The sequence below is a fragment of the Rhizobium sp. RCC_161_2 genome (assembly GCF_041355235.1).
Taxonomy (GTDB): Bacteria; Pseudomonadota; Alphaproteobacteria; order Rhizobiales; family Rhizobiaceae; genus Rhizobium.
In genome coordinates, this window is sequence record NZ_JBFUPL010000024.1 from 23,854 (window position 1) to 39,572 (window position 15,719).

A 15,719-nucleotide genomic window follows, 5' to 3' on the forward strand; every position below is an offset into this window, starting at 1 on the left:
GTGTGCCTTCGCAGGCACGACGGGTGGGCCTGCTTGCCGGATGAGGCGAATGTTCAGGTCCGAGCAGGGAAAAAGGAGAGAGAATTTCATGTTTGATCGCGTCAGACGCACGATCCTTGCGGGATTGGCAGGTTTCGCGGCACTCTGCCTGATGGCCGGCGGTGCGGCCGCTGAAGAGGCAGCCAATCAGAAGTTCAAGGCAGTGACGACCTTCACTGTTATCGCCGACATGGCGAAGAATGTGGCAGGCGATGCCGCCATCGTCGAATCGATCACCAAGCCCGGCGCCGAGATTCATGAATATCAGCCGACTCCCGGCGACATCCAGCGGGCACAGGGCGCCCAGCTTCTCTTCTCCAACGGTCTCAATCTCGAGCTCTGGTTCCAGAAGTTCTATCAGCACTTGAAGGACGTTCCCGACGTCGTGGTCTCGACGGGCGTCGAGCCGATGGGCATCACGGAAGGCCCCTATAACGGCAAACCCAATCCGCATGCCTGGATGTCGCCGAAGAATGCGATCGTCTATGTCGACAATATCCGCGACGCCTTCGTCAAATACGATCCGAAGAATGCGGAGATCTACAAGGCCAATGCGCAGGCCTACAAGGCGAAGATCGAGGCGACCATCGCGCCGATCCGCGAGAAACTCGATACCATTCCCGAAGACAAGCGCTGGCTGGTCTCGAGCGAAAGCGCCTTTTCCTACCTGGCCCGCGATTTTGGCCTGAAGGAGCTCTATCTCTGGCCGATCAATGCCGATCAGCAGGGCACCCCACGGCAAGTGCGCAAGGTGGTCGATGCTGTCCGGGCCAACAAGATCAGCGCGGTCTTCAGCGAAAGCACCATCTCCGACAAGCCGGCCCGGCAGGTCGCACGCGAGACCGGCACCCATTATGGCGGTGTACTCTATGTCGATTCCCTGAGCGAGGCCGATGGCCCCGTGCCGACCTATGTCGATCTCCTGCGCGTCACCTCCGATACCGTGGCCAAGGGGCTGGCCGAGGGTCTGTCGCAATGAACGCGGTCGCCACCCGCATCTCTCCCGCACCTGCGGATGCGGGGGGCGGCATTCTCGTGAAGGATGCCACCGTCACCTATCGCAACGGCCATACGGCGCTGCGCGATGCCAGCTTCAAGGTGCCGGCGGGCACCATCACGGCGCTGGTCGGCGTCAATGGCTCCGGCAAGTCGACCCTCTTCAAGGCGATCATGGGCTTTGTGCGTCTAGCAAAGGGCGAGATTTCGGTCTTGGGAATGCCCGTCAAACAAGCGCTGCGGCAAAACCTCGTCGCCTATGTGCCCCAGGCGGAAGAGGTCGACTGGAATTTCCCGGTGCTGGTCGAGGATGTCGTCATGATGGGCCGCTACGGCCATATGGGCATGATGCGGATTGCGAAGGCGGCCGATCACGAAGCCGTGTCCAGCGCGCTGGCGCGTGTCGATATGAGCGAATTCCGCAAGCGCCAGATCGGCGAATTGTCCGGCGGGCAGAAGAAGCGTGTCTTCCTGGCCCGCGCCTTGGCGCAGGACAGCCGCGTTATCCTGCTCGATGAGCCCTTCACCGGCGTCGATGTGAAGACCGAGGAGGCGATTGTCAAATTGCTGCGCTCGCTGCGCGACGATGGCCGGGTGATGCTGGTCTCGACGCACAATCTCGGCTCCGTGCCGGAGTTCTGCGATCGCACCGTGCTGATCAAGGGCACGGTGCTCGCCTATGGACCGACCGACGAGACCTTCACGCAAGAAAACCTCGAAAGGACCTTCGGCGGCGTGCTTCGCCATTTCGTGCTGAACGGTCCGGCCGGCAAGCCACCGGCGAATGCCGCCGCGAACGAGCATGGAGAGCATGTCTGATGGCCTCCCTTCTCGAACCCTTCGGCTACAATTACATGCTCAACGCCATGTGGGTTTCGGCGCTGGTCGGCGCGGTCTGTGCGTTTCTCTCTTGCTTCCTGATGCTGAAGGGCTGGTCGCTGATCGGCGATGCGCTGTCTCACTCCATCGTGCCCGGCGTCGCCGGCGCCTATATGCTCGGGCTTCCCTTTTCTATCGGCGCCTTCTTCTCCGGCGGGCTGGCGGCGGCGGCGATGCTATTCCTGAACCAGCGCACGAAACTGAAGGAGGATGCCATTATCGGGCTGATCTTCTCCTCCTTCTTCGGGCTTGGCCTGTTCATCGTTTCGCTCAAGCCCGCGGCGGTGAACATCCAGACCATCGTGCTCGGCAATATCCTCGCCATTACACCGGAAGACACGTTTCAGCTCGCCATTATCGGCTTCGTTTCGCTCGCCATCCTGCTGGTGAAGTGGAAGGACCTGATGGTAACCTTCTTCGACGAAACCCATGCCCGTTCGATCGGGCTTAATCCGACAGCACTCAAGATCCTGTTTTTCACGCTGCTCTCGGCCTCGACGGTCGCGGCACTTCAGACGGTTGGCGCTTTTCTGGTGATCTGCATGGTGGTGACACCAGGCGCGACGGCCTATCTGCTGACGGACCGTTTCCCACGCCTGCTCTTCATTGCGGTTGGGATCGGCGCCGTAAGCAGCTTCGTCGGCGCCTATGCGAGCTATTTCCTCGACGGCGCTACCGGCGGCATCATCATCGTGCTTCAGACGCTGGTCTTTCTCGTCGCCTTCTTCCTCGCGCCGAAGCACGGCATGCTGGCGGCCCGGCGCAGAGCGGCGGAAGGGCGGGAGGTGACGCCATGAATGCTCTGTCCACCCTACTGGCGCCATTGCAGTTCGACTTCATGGTCAACGCCCTGATCATCTCGGTGCTGATTGCAGTGCCGACAGCGCTGCTGTCCTGTTTCCTGGTGCTCAAGGGTTGGGCTCTCATGGGAGACGCCATGAGCCATGCGGTGTTTCCGGGTGTGGTCATCGCCTATATCGTCGGCTTTCCCCTGGCGGTCGGCGCCTTTGCCGCCGGCATGGTCTGCGCGCTTGCCACCGGCTTTCTGAAAGACAATAGCCGCATCAAGCAGGATACGGTGATGGGCATCGTGTTCTCGGGCATGTTCGGCTTCGGCCTGGTCCTTTATGTGAAAATCCAGTCGGAGGTGCATCTCGACCATATCCTGTTCGGCGACATGCTCGGCATCGGATTTCAGGACATCTTGGAGACCGCAGCCATCGCCGTGCTGGCGGCGGGCGTCATCGCGGTCAAGTGGCGCGACCTGCTGCTGCATGCCTTCGATCCGGCACAGGCAAAAGCGGTCGGCTTGAAGGTCAACCTGCTGCACTATGGTCTGCTCTGCCTGCTGTCGCTGACGATCGTGGCGACGTTGCAGTCGGTGGGCATCATTCTTGCCATCTCCCTGCTGATCGCGCCCGGTGCCATCGCCTATCTATTGGCGCGCAGGTTCAGCACCATGCTCGTGCTGTCGGTGGTGATTGCGGTGACGGCGGCATTTTCCGGCGTCTATCTGTCCTTTTTCATCGATAGCGCGCCGGCGCCAACGATCGTATTGCTGCTCGCCATCACGTTCGTTGGCGCCTTCCTATATGCCTCTCGCAAAGCGGTGCGGGCGGAAGTACAGGAAACGGCATAGGGAGATTTTAGCAGGGGTGCCTCGAGGCGGTTTTCTAGACCGTTTCCTTGCCCTTTCTGGGCGGGCGCTTCTTGTCGATCGGCTTGACGTAGATTTCCAGCCTGTGGCTGACGATCGTGAAGCCATGCTGGCGGGCGATCTCTTCCTGCAGTCGTTCGATTTCGTCGGAGCGGAATTCGATCACATCGCCGGTTTCGACATTGATCAGGTGGTCATGATGCTCGTTGTCGGCACTTTCAAAGCGAGCCCGGCCGTCGCCGAAGGTATGCTTTTCCAGCACGCCCTTTTCCTGCAGCAAATTGACGGTGCGATAGACGGTGGCGATCGCAATGCCCGGATCGATCTCGCTGACGCGCCGATGCAGCTCCACCGCGTCGGGATGATCCGACGCATCGGACAGAACCTGCATGATGATCTTCCGTGGACCGGTCAGACGGAGCCCGTTTTCCTTGCAGAGTGCGGCTATGTCCTTCTTGAAGCGCATGAGTATATCGGCCGGGTCAGGTTCGGTTGGAGGTAAACCGCTCTATCCCACTTGAGCAGCATTTGCAAAAAGGCAATGGAGCCCGATGCCAAAGCATCGGCTCTCAAGGGTTGTAGGGGCCTTGATAGGGGAGAGCTGCGGGCGGCTGATTTAAAGCTCAGGCAAGGCACCGAGCGAAGCCGCCAGGGCTTCAAGCTCCTCGTAGAGCGCTTCGGCAAAGCTGCGCAGCACCGTCAGCTCGAAGCTGTCAGCACCGGTGCGCGTCAGTTGCAGCGAGATGTGGCCGAACAGCGTCACGGTCGAGCGTCCCTCCGGAAACGTCGAGGGATGAAGATCGACGGCCGTGCCCCTGGCGAGCAGTTCAGCCGCCTGCGGGCCGGAAAGGCCGATGCGGACGCGGCCATGGCTCTGGTCGGAGACGAAGGCGCTCCCTTGCAGGGCCGACGAGAGGGCTGCGATGTGCGACGATGGAAGCACATCGTCGCCGGCAATAAACCATTGCCGGTATCCGGCGGAACGGATCGTGCTCGCTTCAAGCCCTGCGGCAGAGAAATGGCCGGCGAGGCCATCGGCGTCTATTGCACCCATGACATGCAGCAGATGGCCTTCCGGCAAGTGCTCCAAGCGGATACCCGGACCTTGCAGGGCGGTCTTGCCGGCAAGCACCGGTCTGTGTTCGGGACGGTCAGGCATGGAGCTTCTCGTTTTCAGGATCGATGAAGACCGGGCTGCAGAGCTGCCCCTCGGTGAATTCGTTTCTAAGGCCGTTCCAGATCATGACCTTTTCGCCGATACGCTCAGGTCCGCGTTTGACCAGCGCAAGGCCAATCGTATGGCCGAGACTTGGCGAAAAGGCGCTAGAGGTGACATAGCCCTGATCGTTTTCGAGCGTCGCCGCCGCGCCGTCCGCCAGAATATGGGCGCCGGTGCGGAAGCTCGTCGCCGGGTCGAGCGGCTTGACGCCAACGAGGCGGGGACGGTCAGGCAACTGCAGACCCTCGCGTGCGAGCATGACCTTGCCGATGAAATCCGTCTTGGTCGCTGAGACCATGCGGCCGAAGCCGAGATCGCCTGGTGTCACCGTGCCGTTGATCTCGGCATGGGTGACATGGCCCTTCTCGATACGCATGACGCCGAGCGCTTCCGCGCCATAGGGGCAGATGCCGTGCTTTTCGCCGGCCTGCATGATGGCATCGGCCACCCATTCGCCATAACCGGCGGGCACCGCGAGTTCATAGGCAAGTTCGCCCGAAAAAGAGATGCGAAAGAGCCGGCCTTCGAGCTTGCCGCCGAAGAGTGTCACCGGACGGGCGCTCATGAAGGGGAAGGCGGCATCCGACAGATCCTCGTCGAGGATCTCGGAAAGGATCGCCCGCGATTTAGGGCCGGCGACCGCCATCTGCGCCCATTGGTCGGTCGAGGAGGCGAAATAGACCTCAAGCTCGGGCCAGAGCGTCTGGGCGCAGAATTCCAGATGGGTGAGCACGCCGGCGGCGAGCGCCGTCGTCGTCGTCATGAAGAAATGCTCTTCGCCGAGCCGGCTGGTTGTGCCGTCGTCATAGATCAGGCCGTCTTCGCGCAGCATGATGCCATAGCGCGCCCTGCCGACTGCAAGCTTGGCAAAGCCGTTGCAATAGATACGGTCGAGGAAGGTCGCGGCATCCTTGCCAAAGATCTCGATCTTGCCGAGCGTCGAGACGTCGCAGATCCCGGCATTCTTGCGGATATTCAGCACTTCGCGATCGACACTCTCGCGCCATGTCGTCTCGCCTTGGCGCGGGAACCAGGAGGAGCGATACCAGAGGCCGGTCTCGACAAAGGTAGCGCCATTCTTTTTGGCCCAATTGTGCAGCGGCGACTTGCGGGCCGGCTGGAAATGCTTTCCGCGCGAGGCGCCGGTGAGCGCACCAAAGGAGACTGGCGTGTAGAAGGGCCGGAACGTGGTGGTGCCGACGTCGCCGGGCGAAACGCCGCGCGCTTCGGCGAGAATGCCGATGGCGTTGATATTGGAGAGCTTGCCCTGATCTGTCGCCATGCCGTTGGTGGTATAGCGCTTGGCGAGCTCGACATGCCCATAGCCTTCGCGCACTGCAAGGCCGAGATCTTTCAAGTTCACGTCGTTCTGATAATCGACGAAAGCCTTGCCCTTGCCGCCTTTGACATACCAGAGCGCGGTGCTGGTGGTAGAGGCTTCTTCTGCCGGGACGAAAGCGGGCGTGATCCTGCCGAAACCGATCGCTTCCAGCACCTCAACGGCTTTGCGCGCACCATCGCCGAGGCAGGCTTCCGTGGTGGCGAGACCAGTTGCGGAGCCGGCAATCAGCAAGCCTTCCTGCCGCTCCGGCGCCAGGAAGGCGGCTTTCTCATCGGACCAGACGGGTCTTGCTCCGCGTTGGCAGGCAAGGTGAATGATCGGGCTCCAGCCGCCTGACATCGCCAGCGCATCGGCCTCGATGTCCTGCATGCCGGACGCCGTTGCAATGGTGACGCGGCGCAATTGCTTGCCGCCATGCGCGTCGATGATGCATCCCCCGGAGAGGACCGGCGCTTTGCCGCTCCAGCTTTCGCCGCTGCTGCGGTTGTCGACGATGGCGGCAACTTCGACGCCGGCCGCTTCAAGATCGGCGGCGGCTCGGTAGCCGGACTGGTTGGTAGTGAAGATGACGGTGCGGGAGCCGGGGGCGACGGCCTGGCGGTTGAGATAGCTGCGCATGGCGCCGGCCATCATCACACCCGGAATGTCGTTGCCGCCGAAGACAAGAGGGCGTTCTTCCGCGCCTGTCGCAAGGATCGCTTGCTTGGCGATGATGCGCCAGAACCGTTCGACCGGGCGCTGCGGATCGGGCAATGCCACATGTTTCTGCACGCGCTCGACGGCGCCGAAGACATTGTTGTCGTACCAGCCGATGACGGTGGTACGCGGCAGGAGCTGCACATTCGGTAGAGTTGTAAGTTCGTCGAGAATGCCTTGCAGGGCGGAATCGGTTTCGCACAGCAGGCTGCCGCCGAGTACAAAATTCTCGTCGGCAAGGAGGACGCGGGCGCCGGCGCGCGCCGCCGTCAGGGCTGCGGCAAGGCCGGTCGGTCCCGCGCCGATCACCAACAGGTCGCAATGCGCCCAGCATTTCTCATAGGAATCGGGATCGGCCTCATAGGATGCCTTGCCCAGCCCGGCGGCCTTGCGGATTATCGGCTCGTAGACTTTCTCCCAGAAGGCCGAAGGCCACATGAAGGTCTTGTAGTAGAAACCGGCACCGAGGAAAGGTGAAAGCAGGCCGTTGACGGCGCCGATATCGAAGCCAAGCGAAGGCCAGCGGTTCTGGCTGCGTGCGATCAGCCCCTCATAGAGATCGATCATCGTGGCGCGGCTGTTGGCTTCCGTCCGGCCGCCGGTGCCGGTGGTCATCAGCGCATTGGGTTCGGCCGCACCCGCCGTCAGGATACCGCGCGGCCGATGATATTTGAAGCTGCGGCCGACGAGTTGAATGCCGTTGGCCAGCAGAGCAGATGCCAGCGTATCGCCGGGATGGCCGCTCAGGCCCTTGCCGTCGAAGGTGAAATTGACGGTTTTGGAGCGGTCGATCCGACCGCCAGAGGGAAGGCGATAGCTGGTCATATCTCGCCTCCGAGCTTGGCGAGCGCAGCGTCGCTGACCTCAAGAACGGCATGGGTGACGGTATCGCGCTCGACGATCAGCCAGCGACGGCAACCGGACGAGTGATGCCAATATTCCTTGTGATGACCCCTCGGATTGTCACGCAGGTAGACATAGTCGTACCAAGCCTCCGCGCCGGCATCGGGAGTGGGGCGGGTCAGGCTCGCATCGCCCTTGATGGTGAACTCCTCCTTGGGACGCTGGCCGCAGTGAGGGCAGGTAATCAGGCTTGCCATGTCGTCATGTCCTCAGTGCAGGTTCGGCTGGGCGCCGACGCCCTTTTCATCGATCTGATAACCGCGCCGGAAACGGTCGAGGCGCAGCTCGCGGGCCGTCTCATGCGGCTCGTTGCGAGCGATCAGATGGGCGTAGCAATAGCCGGAGGCCGGCGTCGCCTTGAAGCCGCCATAGCACCAGCCGGCGTTTAGATAGAGATTGTCGATATGGGTGCGGTCGATGATCGGCGACCCATCCATGCTCATGTCCATGACCCCACCCCATGAGCGCAGGTAGCGCACGCGGGTCAGCGACGGGATCAGGGCGACGCCGGCCTCGGCGACATGCTCGACGGTGGCGAGATTGCCGCGCTGGGCATAGGAGTTATAGCCGTCGATGTCGCCGCCGAAGACGAGGCCGCCCTTGTCCGATTGCGAGACGTAGAAATGGCCTGCGCCGAAGGTGACGACCGTATCGATGAAGGGCTTCAGCCCCTCGGAGACGAAGGCCTGCAGCACATGGCTTTCGATCGGCAGGCGAAGGCCGGCCATATCGGCAACGACCGTGGAGTTGCCGGCGGCCGCCAGCGCCAGCTTGCCGCAGCCGATGAAGCCCTTGGTGGTCTCGACGCCGGTCACCCGGCCATTCTCGGAGCGGATGCCCGTCACTTCACAGCCGGTGATGATATCGACGCCGCGGCTGTCGGCGCCGCGGGCATAGCCCCAGGCGACGGCATCGTGGCGCACCGTGCCGCCGCGCGGCTGGAACAGGCCACCCATGATGGGAAAACGGGCATTGTCGAAATCGAGGAAGGGGAGTTTCTGGCGCACTGCCGCCTTGTCAAGGAACTCGGCATCGACGCCATGCAGCCGCATGGCATTGCCGCGCCGGGTATAGGCGTCACGTTGCGCATCCGAATGGAAGAGGTTGAGGACGCCGCGCTGCGAGACCATGGCGTTGAAATTGAAATCCTGCTCCAGCCCTTCCCAGAGCTTCATCGACAGCTCGTAGAACGGATTATTGCCGGGCAGCAGGTAGTTCGAGCGGATGATCGTCGTGTTGCGGCCGATATTGCCGGAGCCGAGATAGCCCTTTTCCAAAACGGCGACATTGGTGATGCCGAAGGTCTTGGCGAGGTAATAGGCCGTCGCCAGTCCATGACCGCCGCCGCCAACGATGATGACGTCGTAATGCGGCTTTGGCTCGGGCTGCCGCCAGGCGGGAGCCCAGCCGGTATTGCCGCGAAGGCCGTTGAGGAAAATGGATAAAGCGGAATAGCGCATGAATTGCTCCGAAAGAACCGCCTTATGATGACAGAAGGTCCGCTATCCACTTGCTCATTTAGGACCTTTGTGAATAGAAAAAGGACATGTCATCGATTGATGCGAAAAACGTCCAGCATATCGGCTTCATCCTGATCCCGGGATTCGCCCTGATGTCCTATGCTTCGGCCACCGAACCGCTGCGCGCCGCCAATCTGCTGGCCGGGCGGGAGATTTATCGCCTCTCAAGCTTCTCGCCGGATGGCGCGCCGGCTCTGTCTTCCGGCGGCGTGCCGGTGCCGGCCGATCCGCTTCCAGGCCGTGGCTTCGGGCTTGGCACGGTCTTCGTCTGCGCCGGCGGCTCGCCGCGCGACTGGCATTATCCGGCGGTGTTCGCCTGTCTCAGGCAATTGGCGCGCGAGGGCGTGCGTATCGGCGGCATCTCCGGCGGCCCTTATCTGCTGGCTGAAGCCGGGCTGCTTGCCGACCGCGACTTCACCATCCACTGGGAGCATGCGTCGGCGCTGCTCGAAGCCTTTCCCGAACTTTCGCCGCGTCAGGCCCGCTTCGTCGTCGACGGCAACCGCATCACCTGCGGCGGCGGTATCGCGCCTCTCGACATGATGCATGTGCTGATTTCCGAGCGCATGGGGCCGGATTTCGCCCGCCGCGTCAGCGACTGGTATCTGCACACCGAGGTCGGTGAGCCGGCAGCGCCACAGCGCGGCTCGCTTGCCGAGCGCTACGGCGTGCATCACCCGGGCCTCCTCAGCGTGCTGGAGAAAATGGAGGAGACGATCGAGATGCCGCTCGGCCGCACCGCCATGGCCCGGATTGCCGGTGTCACGCCACGTCATCTCGACCGGCTGTTTGCCACACATCTCGGCTCAACCTTCCTCGATCAATATCGCCGAATCAGGCTCCAGCATGCTCGGCGTCTCCTGGAGCAGAGCCCGCTTTCGATCTCTGAAATCGCCATCGCCACCGGTTTTTCCAGCGGCGCGCATTTCTCCCGCGTCTATCGCAGCGCCTATGGCGCGGCACCCAGCAATATTCGTAAGTCCTGACTTTCGTCATGGTTGAGAAAATTTCACTGCGACGATAGGGTGGCTGCGATGACGCGTTGCAGCAAAGGATCGTGAATGAAGACGAAGCCGGAAAAGACATCGACTGAGGAGCATCCCCACGGCGCGCGGCCGGCCTTGTTGCAGGACCCACATGCGGTTCGCGAGCCGAAGGAAAACAATCTTGAAATGGCGATCGGCCATGAGGTGCGCGCCTATCGTAAGAAGCTCGGCATCACTGTGACCGACCTTGCGGCGGCGACCGGGATTTCGCTCGGCATGCTGTCGAAGATCGAAAACGGCAATATTTCGCCATCGCTGACGACGCTGCAGTCGCTCTCGCGTGCCCTCGGGGTGCCGCTGACGGCCTTCTTCCGGCGCTACGAGGAGCCGCGTAACGCCGTCTTCGTCAAGGCTGGACAAGGCATAGAGCTGGAGCGACGCGGCACGCGCGCGGGTCATCAGTATAATCTGCTCGGCCACATCGACAACAATTCGAGCGGCGTCATCGTCGAGCCCTATCTCATCACGCTGACAACCGATTCCGACGTCTTCCCGACTTTCCAGCACGAGGGCATGGAGTTCCTCTATATGCTCGAAGGCGAGGTGGTCTATCGCCACGGCGACCAGCTTTTCCAGATGCAGCCGGGCGATAGCCTGTTCTTCGACGCCGATGCGCCGCATGGGCCGGAAGTGCTGGTGAAACTGCCCAGCCGCTATCTGTCGATCATCAGCTATCCACAGCGCGGCAAGAGTGACTGACTTGCTTTAAAAGAAAATATTATTCTTGCCAGTTGAAATCTGAAATTGGACCTGCTAGTCATTTTGCAGACGCGAAATGGAGGGTCTGATCATGTGCGGAATTGTGGGTCTCTTCCTGAAGGATAAAAGCCTGGAGCCGGAGCTCGGCTCGCTTCTCTCGTCCATGCTGGTGACGATGACGGACCGTGGCCCCGACAGCGCCGGCATCGCGATTTACGGCGGCGCGAACGGCAACAAAGCAAAAATCACAATCCAGTCCGCCAATCCGGCAAAGGACTTCGACGGCCTTGAGCAGGATCTTCGGCGGGCGCTCGATGCCCCGGTGTCGATCGAGGTGAAGAGCACACATGCCGTTGTTACGCTTGCGAAGGACAAGCTCGATGAGGGTCGCGCCGCGATCGTATTGCTGCGGCCGGATGTCCGGGTGATGAGCAGCGGTGATGCCATCGAAATCTATAAAGAGACGGGCCTGCCGAAGGACGTCGTCTCCCGTTTCGGCGTCGCCTCCATGTCCGGCACGCACGGTATCGGTCATACCCGCATGGCGACCGAATCCGCCGTCACGACGCTCGGCGCCCATCCTTTCTCGACCGGTTCGGATCAGTGCCTGGTTCATAACGGCTCGCTGTCGAATCACAATAACCTGCGCCGCGAACTCGTGCGCGAAGGCATGACCTTCGAGACCCAGAACGACACCGAGGTTGCCGCCGCCTATCTGACGGCCGAGATGGCCAAGGGCAAGGATCTGGGCGAGGCATTGACCGGCGCGCTGGACGATCTCGACGGTTTCTTCACCTTCGTCGTCGGCACCAAATCCGGCTTCGGCGTTGTGCGCGATCCCATCGCCTGCAAGCCGGCCGTCATGGCCGAGACCGATCGCTATGTCGCCTTCGGCTCAGAATATCGCGCGCTCGTCAACCTGCCCGGCATCGAGGATGCCCGCATCTGGGAGCCAGAGCCGGCCACCGTCTATTTCTGGGATCACGAAAAGGCTGCCTAGTCCAGGGTCGGCGCAATCGAGAGAGTTTTTTATGCCAGTTTTCGATCTTTCCGTCACACCGCTGCGTGACCTCAACAGCGCTCTCCACGGCCTTGCAGCAGGCGCCAACGATACTGCCTTCGAGGTTGTCAATCCGCGTGGCCATCATGCTGTTGCCGTCGGCATCGATGCTCCCGTGACCGTCGATGTCAAAGGATCAGTCGGCTATTATTGTGCGGGCATGAACGATGGCGGCAACGTCACCGTCCATGGCTCTGCTGGCCCCGGCGTTGCCGAGAACATGATGTCGGGCACCGTTGTCATCGAAGGCGATGCGAGCCAATATGCTGGGGCGACTGGCCAGGGCGGCCTCCTGGTCATCAAGGGCAATGCGGCGTCCCGTTGCGGCATCTCGATGAAGGGCATCGATATCGTCGTGCATGGCAATATCGGCCATATGTCCGCTTTCATGGGACAGTCCGGCCATCTGGTCGTGCTCGGCGATGCCGGCGATGCGCTGGGCGACAGCCTCTATGAAGCCAAGCTTTTCGTGCGCGGCTCGGTCAAGAGCCTCGGCTCGGACTGCATCGAAAAGGAGATGCGCCCGGAGCATCTCGAAAAGCTTTCCGAGCTTCTCGACAAGGCCGGCGTCAGCGGCGTCAAGCCGGAAGAGTTCAAGCGCTACGGATCGGCGCGCAAGCTCTATAATTTCAACATCGACAATGCCGACGCGTACTGAGGCGAAAGGAATATCATGAGCTATCACAATCCTCTGACGCCGCCGCGCAAGTCCGCCACCTTCGACGATCATACGCTGGCCGAGATCCGCCGCGCGGCTGCGACCGGCATCTACGACATTCGCGGCGCCGGCACCAAGCGCAAGGTTCCGCATTTCGATGACCTGCTTTTCCTCGGCGCATCGATCTCACGCTATCCGCTCGAAGGCTACCGCGAGAAGTGCGACACGACGGTCGTTCTCGGTAGCCGCTTCGCCAAGAAGCCCATTACGCTGAAGACCCCGATTACCATTGCCGGCATGAGCTTCGGCGCCCTCTCTGGCAACGCCAAGGAAGCGCTTGGTCGCGGCGCCACGCTTGCGGGCACATCGACCACGACCGGCGACGGCGGCATGACCAATGAAGAACGCGGCCATTCGCAGACCCTCGTCTATCAGTATCTCCCGTCGCGCTACGGCATGAATCCGAAAGACCTGCGTCGTGCGGATGCGATCGAAGTGGTGGTCGGCCAGGGCGCTAAGCCCGGCGGCGGCGGCATGCTGCTCGGCCAGAAGATTTCCGATCGCGTCGCCCATATGCGCAATCTGCCGAAGGGCATCGACCAGCGCTCGGCCTGCCGTCACCCGGACTGGACCGGTCCCGACGATCTTGAGATCAAGATCATGGAACTGCGCGAAATCACCGATTGGGAAAAGCCGATTTACGTCAAGGTTGGCGGTGCGCGTCCCTATTACGATACGGCTTTGGCCGTAAAGGCTGGCGCCGATGTCGTCGTTCTCGACGGCATGCAGGGCGGTACGGCCGCGACCCAGGATGTCTTCATCGAAAATGTCGGCATGCCGACGCTTGCCTGCATTCGCCCGGCCGTTCAGGCGCTGCAGGATCTCGGTATGCACCGCAAGGTGCAACTGATCATCTCCGGCGGCATTCGTTCCGGTGCTGATGTGGCAAAGGCGCTCGCGCTTGGTGCCGATGCCGTTGCCATCGGTACGGCGGCACTGGTCGCGATCGGCGACAATGATCCGCGCTGGGAAGAAGAGTACCAAAAGCTCGGCACCACTGCCGGCGCCTATGACGACTGGCACGAAGGCAAGGACCCGGCTGGCATCACCACGCAGGACCCGGAACTCGCCGCGCGGCTCGACCCTGTTGCGGCAGGTCGTCGTCTGGCCAATTATCTGAAGGTCATGACGCTCGAGGCCCAGACGATTGCGCGTGCCTGTGGCAAGAACCATCTGCATAATCTGGAACCGGAAGACCTCTGCGCGCTGACGATGGAAGCCGCCGCCATGGCGCAGATCCCGCTTGCCGGTACGAGCTGGTATCCGGGCAAAGGGGGCTACTGAATTTTCACCGCCGGGCAGAAGAGCGCGGCGGCATCCCACCAAAATCGAAGTGTCTCTAAGAAATCCAAAGGGGAACGAGAATGACACTGGACCTTGCTGCTTTTGCCAAAGACAAAGGCATCAAATATTTCATGATCAGCTATACCGATCTGTTTTCCGGCCAGCGCGCCAAGCTGGTGCCGGCGCAGGCGATTGCCGCGATGCAGGAAGAGGGCGCCGGCTTTGCTGGCTTCGCCACCTGGCTCGACATGACGCCCGCCCATCCGGACCTGTTTGCCGTGCCGGATGCATCCTCCGTCATCCAGCTCCCCTGGAAGAAAGAGGTTGCCTGGGTTGCCGCCGATTTGTGGATGGATGGCGAGCTCGTCGCCCAGGCGCCGCGCAACGTGCTGAAGAAACTCGTCAAGTCGGCCGAAGCCGAGGGCATGCGGGTCAAGACCGGTGTCGAAGCCGAATTCTTCCTGATCACCGCTGACGGCTCGAAGATTTCGGACGAATACGACACCGCCGAAAAGCCCTGCTACGACCAGCAGGCGGTTATGCGCCGTTATGACGTCATTGCCGAAATCTGCGACTACATGCTGGAACTCGGCTGGGGCGCCTATCAGAACGACCACGAGGACGCCAACGGCCAGTTTGAGATGAACTGGGAGTTTGACGACGCGCTGAAGACGGCCGACAAGCACTCCTTCTTCAAGTTCATGGTCAAGTCGATCGCCGAAAAGCACGGGCTGCGCGCCACCTTCATGCCGAAGCCTTTCAAGGGCCTGACCGGCAATGGCTGCCATTGCCATATCTCTGTGTGGAGCAATGACGGCAAGACCAACGTCTTTGCCGACAAGGAAGCGGAGTTCGGTCTCTCGACGCAGGGCAAGCAGTTCCTCGGCGGCATCATGAAGCATGCCTCGTCGCTGGCGGCGATCACCAATCCGACGGTCAATTCCTACAAGCGCATCAACGCGCCGCGCACCACTTCGGGTGCCACCTGGTCGCCGAATACGGTAACCTGGACCGGCAACAACCGCACCCATATGGTGCGCGTGCCCGGCCCCGGCCGCTTCGAATTGCGCCTGCCGGACGGTGCCGTCAATCCTTACCTGCTGCAGGCGATCATCATCGCCGCCGGCCTCGACGGCATTCGCAACAAGGCCGATCCCGGCCCGCATCACGACATCGACATGTATGCCGAGGGCCATCTGGTGAAGGATGCGCCGCGCCTGCCGCTCAACCTGCTCGATGCGCTGAGAGCCTATGACGAGGACGAGGGCCTGAAGGAAGCGATCGGCTCGGAATTCTCCGCCGCTTACCTGAAGCTCAAGCATCAGGAATGGAATTCCTACTGCTCGCACTTCACGCAGTGGGAACGCGACAGCACGCTCGATATCTGAGTGTAGCACTTCATTCCATAGGATGAGCGCATGGGCCGGAGCCTGAAACTCCGGCCTGACGTGGATATTCTGCCTGGGACGGCAAAGGGAAATGAACATGGAGAAGTTCGTACTCACGGTATCGTGCCACTCGACACGCGGGATCGTTGCGGCGATTGCCAATTATCTGGCCGACCAGGGCTGCAACATCGTCGACTCCAGCCAGTTCGACGATCTCGATACCGGCAAGTTCTTCATGCGGGTGAGCTTCATCTCCGAACAAGGGGTCGGACA

The 15,719-nt window shown here is 61.5% G+C and carries 16 protein-coding genes; 11 read left to right on the top strand and 5 right to left on the bottom strand.

All coding sequences use genetic code 11. The annotated features are described in order from the left end of the window. The first annotated feature begins 88 nt into the window (after positions 1–88). The 4 genes from AB6803_RS31870 to AB6803_RS31885 are packed head-to-tail and all read left to right on the top strand — an operon-like array spanning position 89 to position 3,553. Entirely contained in the window at positions 89–1,018 is a 930-nt protein-coding gene (locus AB6803_RS31870; RefSeq protein ID WP_371112604.1) for a metal ABC transporter substrate-binding protein, read from the top strand. Then, positions 1,015–1,854: a manganese/iron ABC transporter ATP-binding protein gene (locus AB6803_RS31875; protein WP_371112605.1), complete on the top strand. Its 840-nt coding sequence runs from the start codon at positions 1,015–1,017 to the stop codon at positions 1,852–1,854. Before AB6803_RS31870 ends, AB6803_RS31875 begins: the two co-directional genes overlap by 4 nt. Further along, positions 1,851–2,711 carry a metal ABC transporter permease gene (locus tag AB6803_RS31880; protein ID WP_371112618.1) on the top strand — a complete coding sequence of 287 codons (861 nt, stop codon included), beginning with the start codon at positions 1,851–1,853 and terminating at the stop codon, positions 2,709–2,711. The genes AB6803_RS31875 and AB6803_RS31880 overlap by 4 nt, the downstream gene beginning before the upstream one ends. Further along, a complete protein-coding gene (locus AB6803_RS31885; protein ID WP_371112606.1) occupies positions 2,708–3,553 on the top strand; it encodes a metal ABC transporter permease in 846 nt (281 codons plus the stop codon). Before AB6803_RS31880 ends, AB6803_RS31885 begins: the two co-directional genes overlap by 4 nt. Before the next feature lie 34 nt (positions 3,554–3,587). Here the strand turns inward: AB6803_RS31885 and AB6803_RS31890 are convergent, their stop codons facing one another. The 5 genes from AB6803_RS31890 to AB6803_RS31910 form a co-directional block, all read right to left on the bottom strand. Beyond that, positions 3,588–4,037 carry a Fur family transcriptional regulator gene (locus AB6803_RS31890; protein ID WP_371112607.1) on the bottom strand — a complete coding sequence of 150 codons (450 nt, stop codon included), beginning with the start codon at positions 4,035–4,037 and terminating at the stop codon, positions 3,588–3,590. Between the two features lie 150 nt (positions 4,038–4,187). Next, positions 4,188–4,730 carry a sarcosine oxidase subunit gamma gene (locus AB6803_RS31895; RefSeq protein ID WP_371112608.1) on the bottom strand — a complete coding sequence of 181 codons (543 nt, stop codon included), beginning with the start codon at positions 4,728–4,730 and terminating at the stop codon, positions 4,188–4,190. Continuing rightward, the gene (locus tag AB6803_RS31900; protein ID WP_371112609.1) at positions 4,723–7,653 is read right to left on the bottom strand and encodes a sarcosine oxidase subunit alpha family protein; all 2,931 of its coding nucleotides are present in this window, start codon (positions 7,651–7,653) and stop codon (positions 4,723–4,725) included. The genes AB6803_RS31895 and AB6803_RS31900 overlap by 8 nt, the downstream gene beginning before the upstream one ends. Then, complete coding sequence (locus AB6803_RS31905) at positions 7,650–7,928, bottom strand: sarcosine oxidase subunit delta (protein WP_371112610.1); 279 nt, start codon at positions 7,926–7,928, stop codon at positions 7,650–7,652. The genes AB6803_RS31900 and AB6803_RS31905 overlap by 4 nt, the downstream gene beginning before the upstream one ends. Before the next feature lie 12 nt (positions 7,929–7,940). Further along, a complete protein-coding gene (locus AB6803_RS31910; protein WP_371112611.1) occupies positions 7,941–9,191 on the bottom strand; it encodes a sarcosine oxidase subunit beta family protein in 1,251 nt (416 codons plus the stop codon). Positions 9,192–9,277: 86 nt separating this feature from the next. On the opposite strand from AB6803_RS31910, the gene AB6803_RS31915 reads away from it, so the two are divergent. From AB6803_RS31915 to AB6803_RS31945, 7 genes are all read left to right on the top strand, one after another. Beyond that, positions 9,278–10,237, top strand: coding sequence for a GlxA family transcriptional regulator (locus AB6803_RS31915; protein ID WP_371112612.1), 960 nt, complete (start codon positions 9,278–9,280; stop codon positions 10,235–10,237). Between the two features lie 75 nt (positions 10,238–10,312). After that, on the top strand, positions 10,313–10,996 hold the full coding sequence (locus AB6803_RS31920; protein ID WP_371112613.1) for a helix-turn-helix domain-containing protein: 684 nt from the start codon (positions 10,313–10,315) through the stop codon (positions 10,994–10,996). A 91-nt stretch (positions 10,997–11,087) separates the two neighbouring features. After that, the gene (locus AB6803_RS31925; RefSeq protein ID WP_371112614.1) at positions 11,088–11,996 is read left to right on the top strand and encodes a glutamine amidotransferase family protein; all 909 of its coding nucleotides are present in this window, start codon (positions 11,088–11,090) and stop codon (positions 11,994–11,996) included. Between the two features lie 31 nt (positions 11,997–12,027). Then, positions 12,028–12,714, top strand: a complete 687-nt coding sequence (locus AB6803_RS31930) for a protein GlxC (protein WP_371112615.1) — start codon at positions 12,028–12,030, stop codon at positions 12,712–12,714. A gap of 15 nt (positions 12,715–12,729) precedes the next feature. Further along, positions 12,730–14,058, top strand: a complete 1,329-nt coding sequence (locus AB6803_RS31935; protein WP_007698458.1) for an FMN-binding glutamate synthase family protein — start codon at positions 12,730–12,732, stop codon at positions 14,056–14,058. 80 nt (positions 14,059–14,138) lie between these two features. Continuing rightward, a complete protein-coding gene (gene glnT, locus AB6803_RS31940) occupies positions 14,139–15,446 on the top strand; it encodes a type III glutamate--ammonia ligase (RefSeq protein WP_371112616.1) in 1,308 nt (435 codons plus the stop codon). A 97-nt stretch (positions 15,447–15,543) separates the two neighbouring features. Further along, on the top strand, positions 15,544–15,719 hold a 176-nt coding region (locus AB6803_RS31945; protein WP_371112619.1), incomplete at its 3' end, for an ACT domain-containing protein.

Bases quoted from the DNA above. Each gene is read 5' to 3' on its own strand.
- AB6803_RS31870 (WP_371112604.1), top strand. From the start codon at position 89: ATGTTTGATCGCGTCAGACGCACGATCCTTGCGGGATTGGCAGGTTTC.
- AB6803_RS31875 (WP_371112605.1), top strand. From the start codon at position 1,015: ATGAACGCGGTCGCCACCCGCATCTCTCCCGCACCTGCGGATGCGGGG.
- AB6803_RS31885 (WP_371112606.1), top strand. From the start codon at position 2,708: ATGAATGCTCTGTCCACCCTACTGGCGCCATTGCAGTTCGACTTCATG.
- AB6803_RS31890 (WP_371112607.1), bottom strand. From the start codon at position 4,037: ATGCGCTTCAAGAAGGACATAGCCGCACTCTGCAAGGAAAACGGGCTC.
- AB6803_RS31895 (WP_371112608.1), bottom strand. From the start codon at position 4,730: ATGCCTGACCGTCCCGAACACAGACCGGTGCTTGCCGGCAAGACCGCC.
- AB6803_RS31900 (WP_371112609.1), bottom strand. From the start codon at position 7,653: ATGACCAGCTATCGCCTTCCCTCTGGCGGTCGGATCGACCGCTCCAAA.
- AB6803_RS31905 (WP_371112610.1), bottom strand. From the start codon at position 7,928: ATGGCAAGCCTGATTACCTGCCCTCACTGCGGCCAGCGTCCCAAGGAG.
- AB6803_RS31910 (WP_371112611.1), bottom strand. From the start codon at position 9,191: ATGCGCTATTCCGCTTTATCCATTTTCCTCAACGGCCTTCGCGGCAAT.
- AB6803_RS31915 (WP_371112612.1), top strand. From the start codon at position 9,278: ATGTCATCGATTGATGCGAAAAACGTCCAGCATATCGGCTTCATCCTG.
- AB6803_RS31920 (WP_371112613.1), top strand. From the start codon at position 10,313: ATGAAGACGAAGCCGGAAAAGACATCGACTGAGGAGCATCCCCACGGC.
- AB6803_RS31925 (WP_371112614.1), top strand. From the start codon at position 11,088: ATGTGCGGAATTGTGGGTCTCTTCCTGAAGGATAAAAGCCTGGAGCCG.
- AB6803_RS31930 (WP_371112615.1), top strand. From the start codon at position 12,028: ATGCCAGTTTTCGATCTTTCCGTCACACCGCTGCGTGACCTCAACAGC.
- AB6803_RS31935 (WP_007698458.1), top strand. From the start codon at position 12,730: ATGAGCTATCACAATCCTCTGACGCCGCCGCGCAAGTCCGCCACCTTC.
- glnT (WP_371112616.1), top strand. From the start codon at position 14,139: ATGACACTGGACCTTGCTGCTTTTGCCAAAGACAAAGGCATCAAATAT.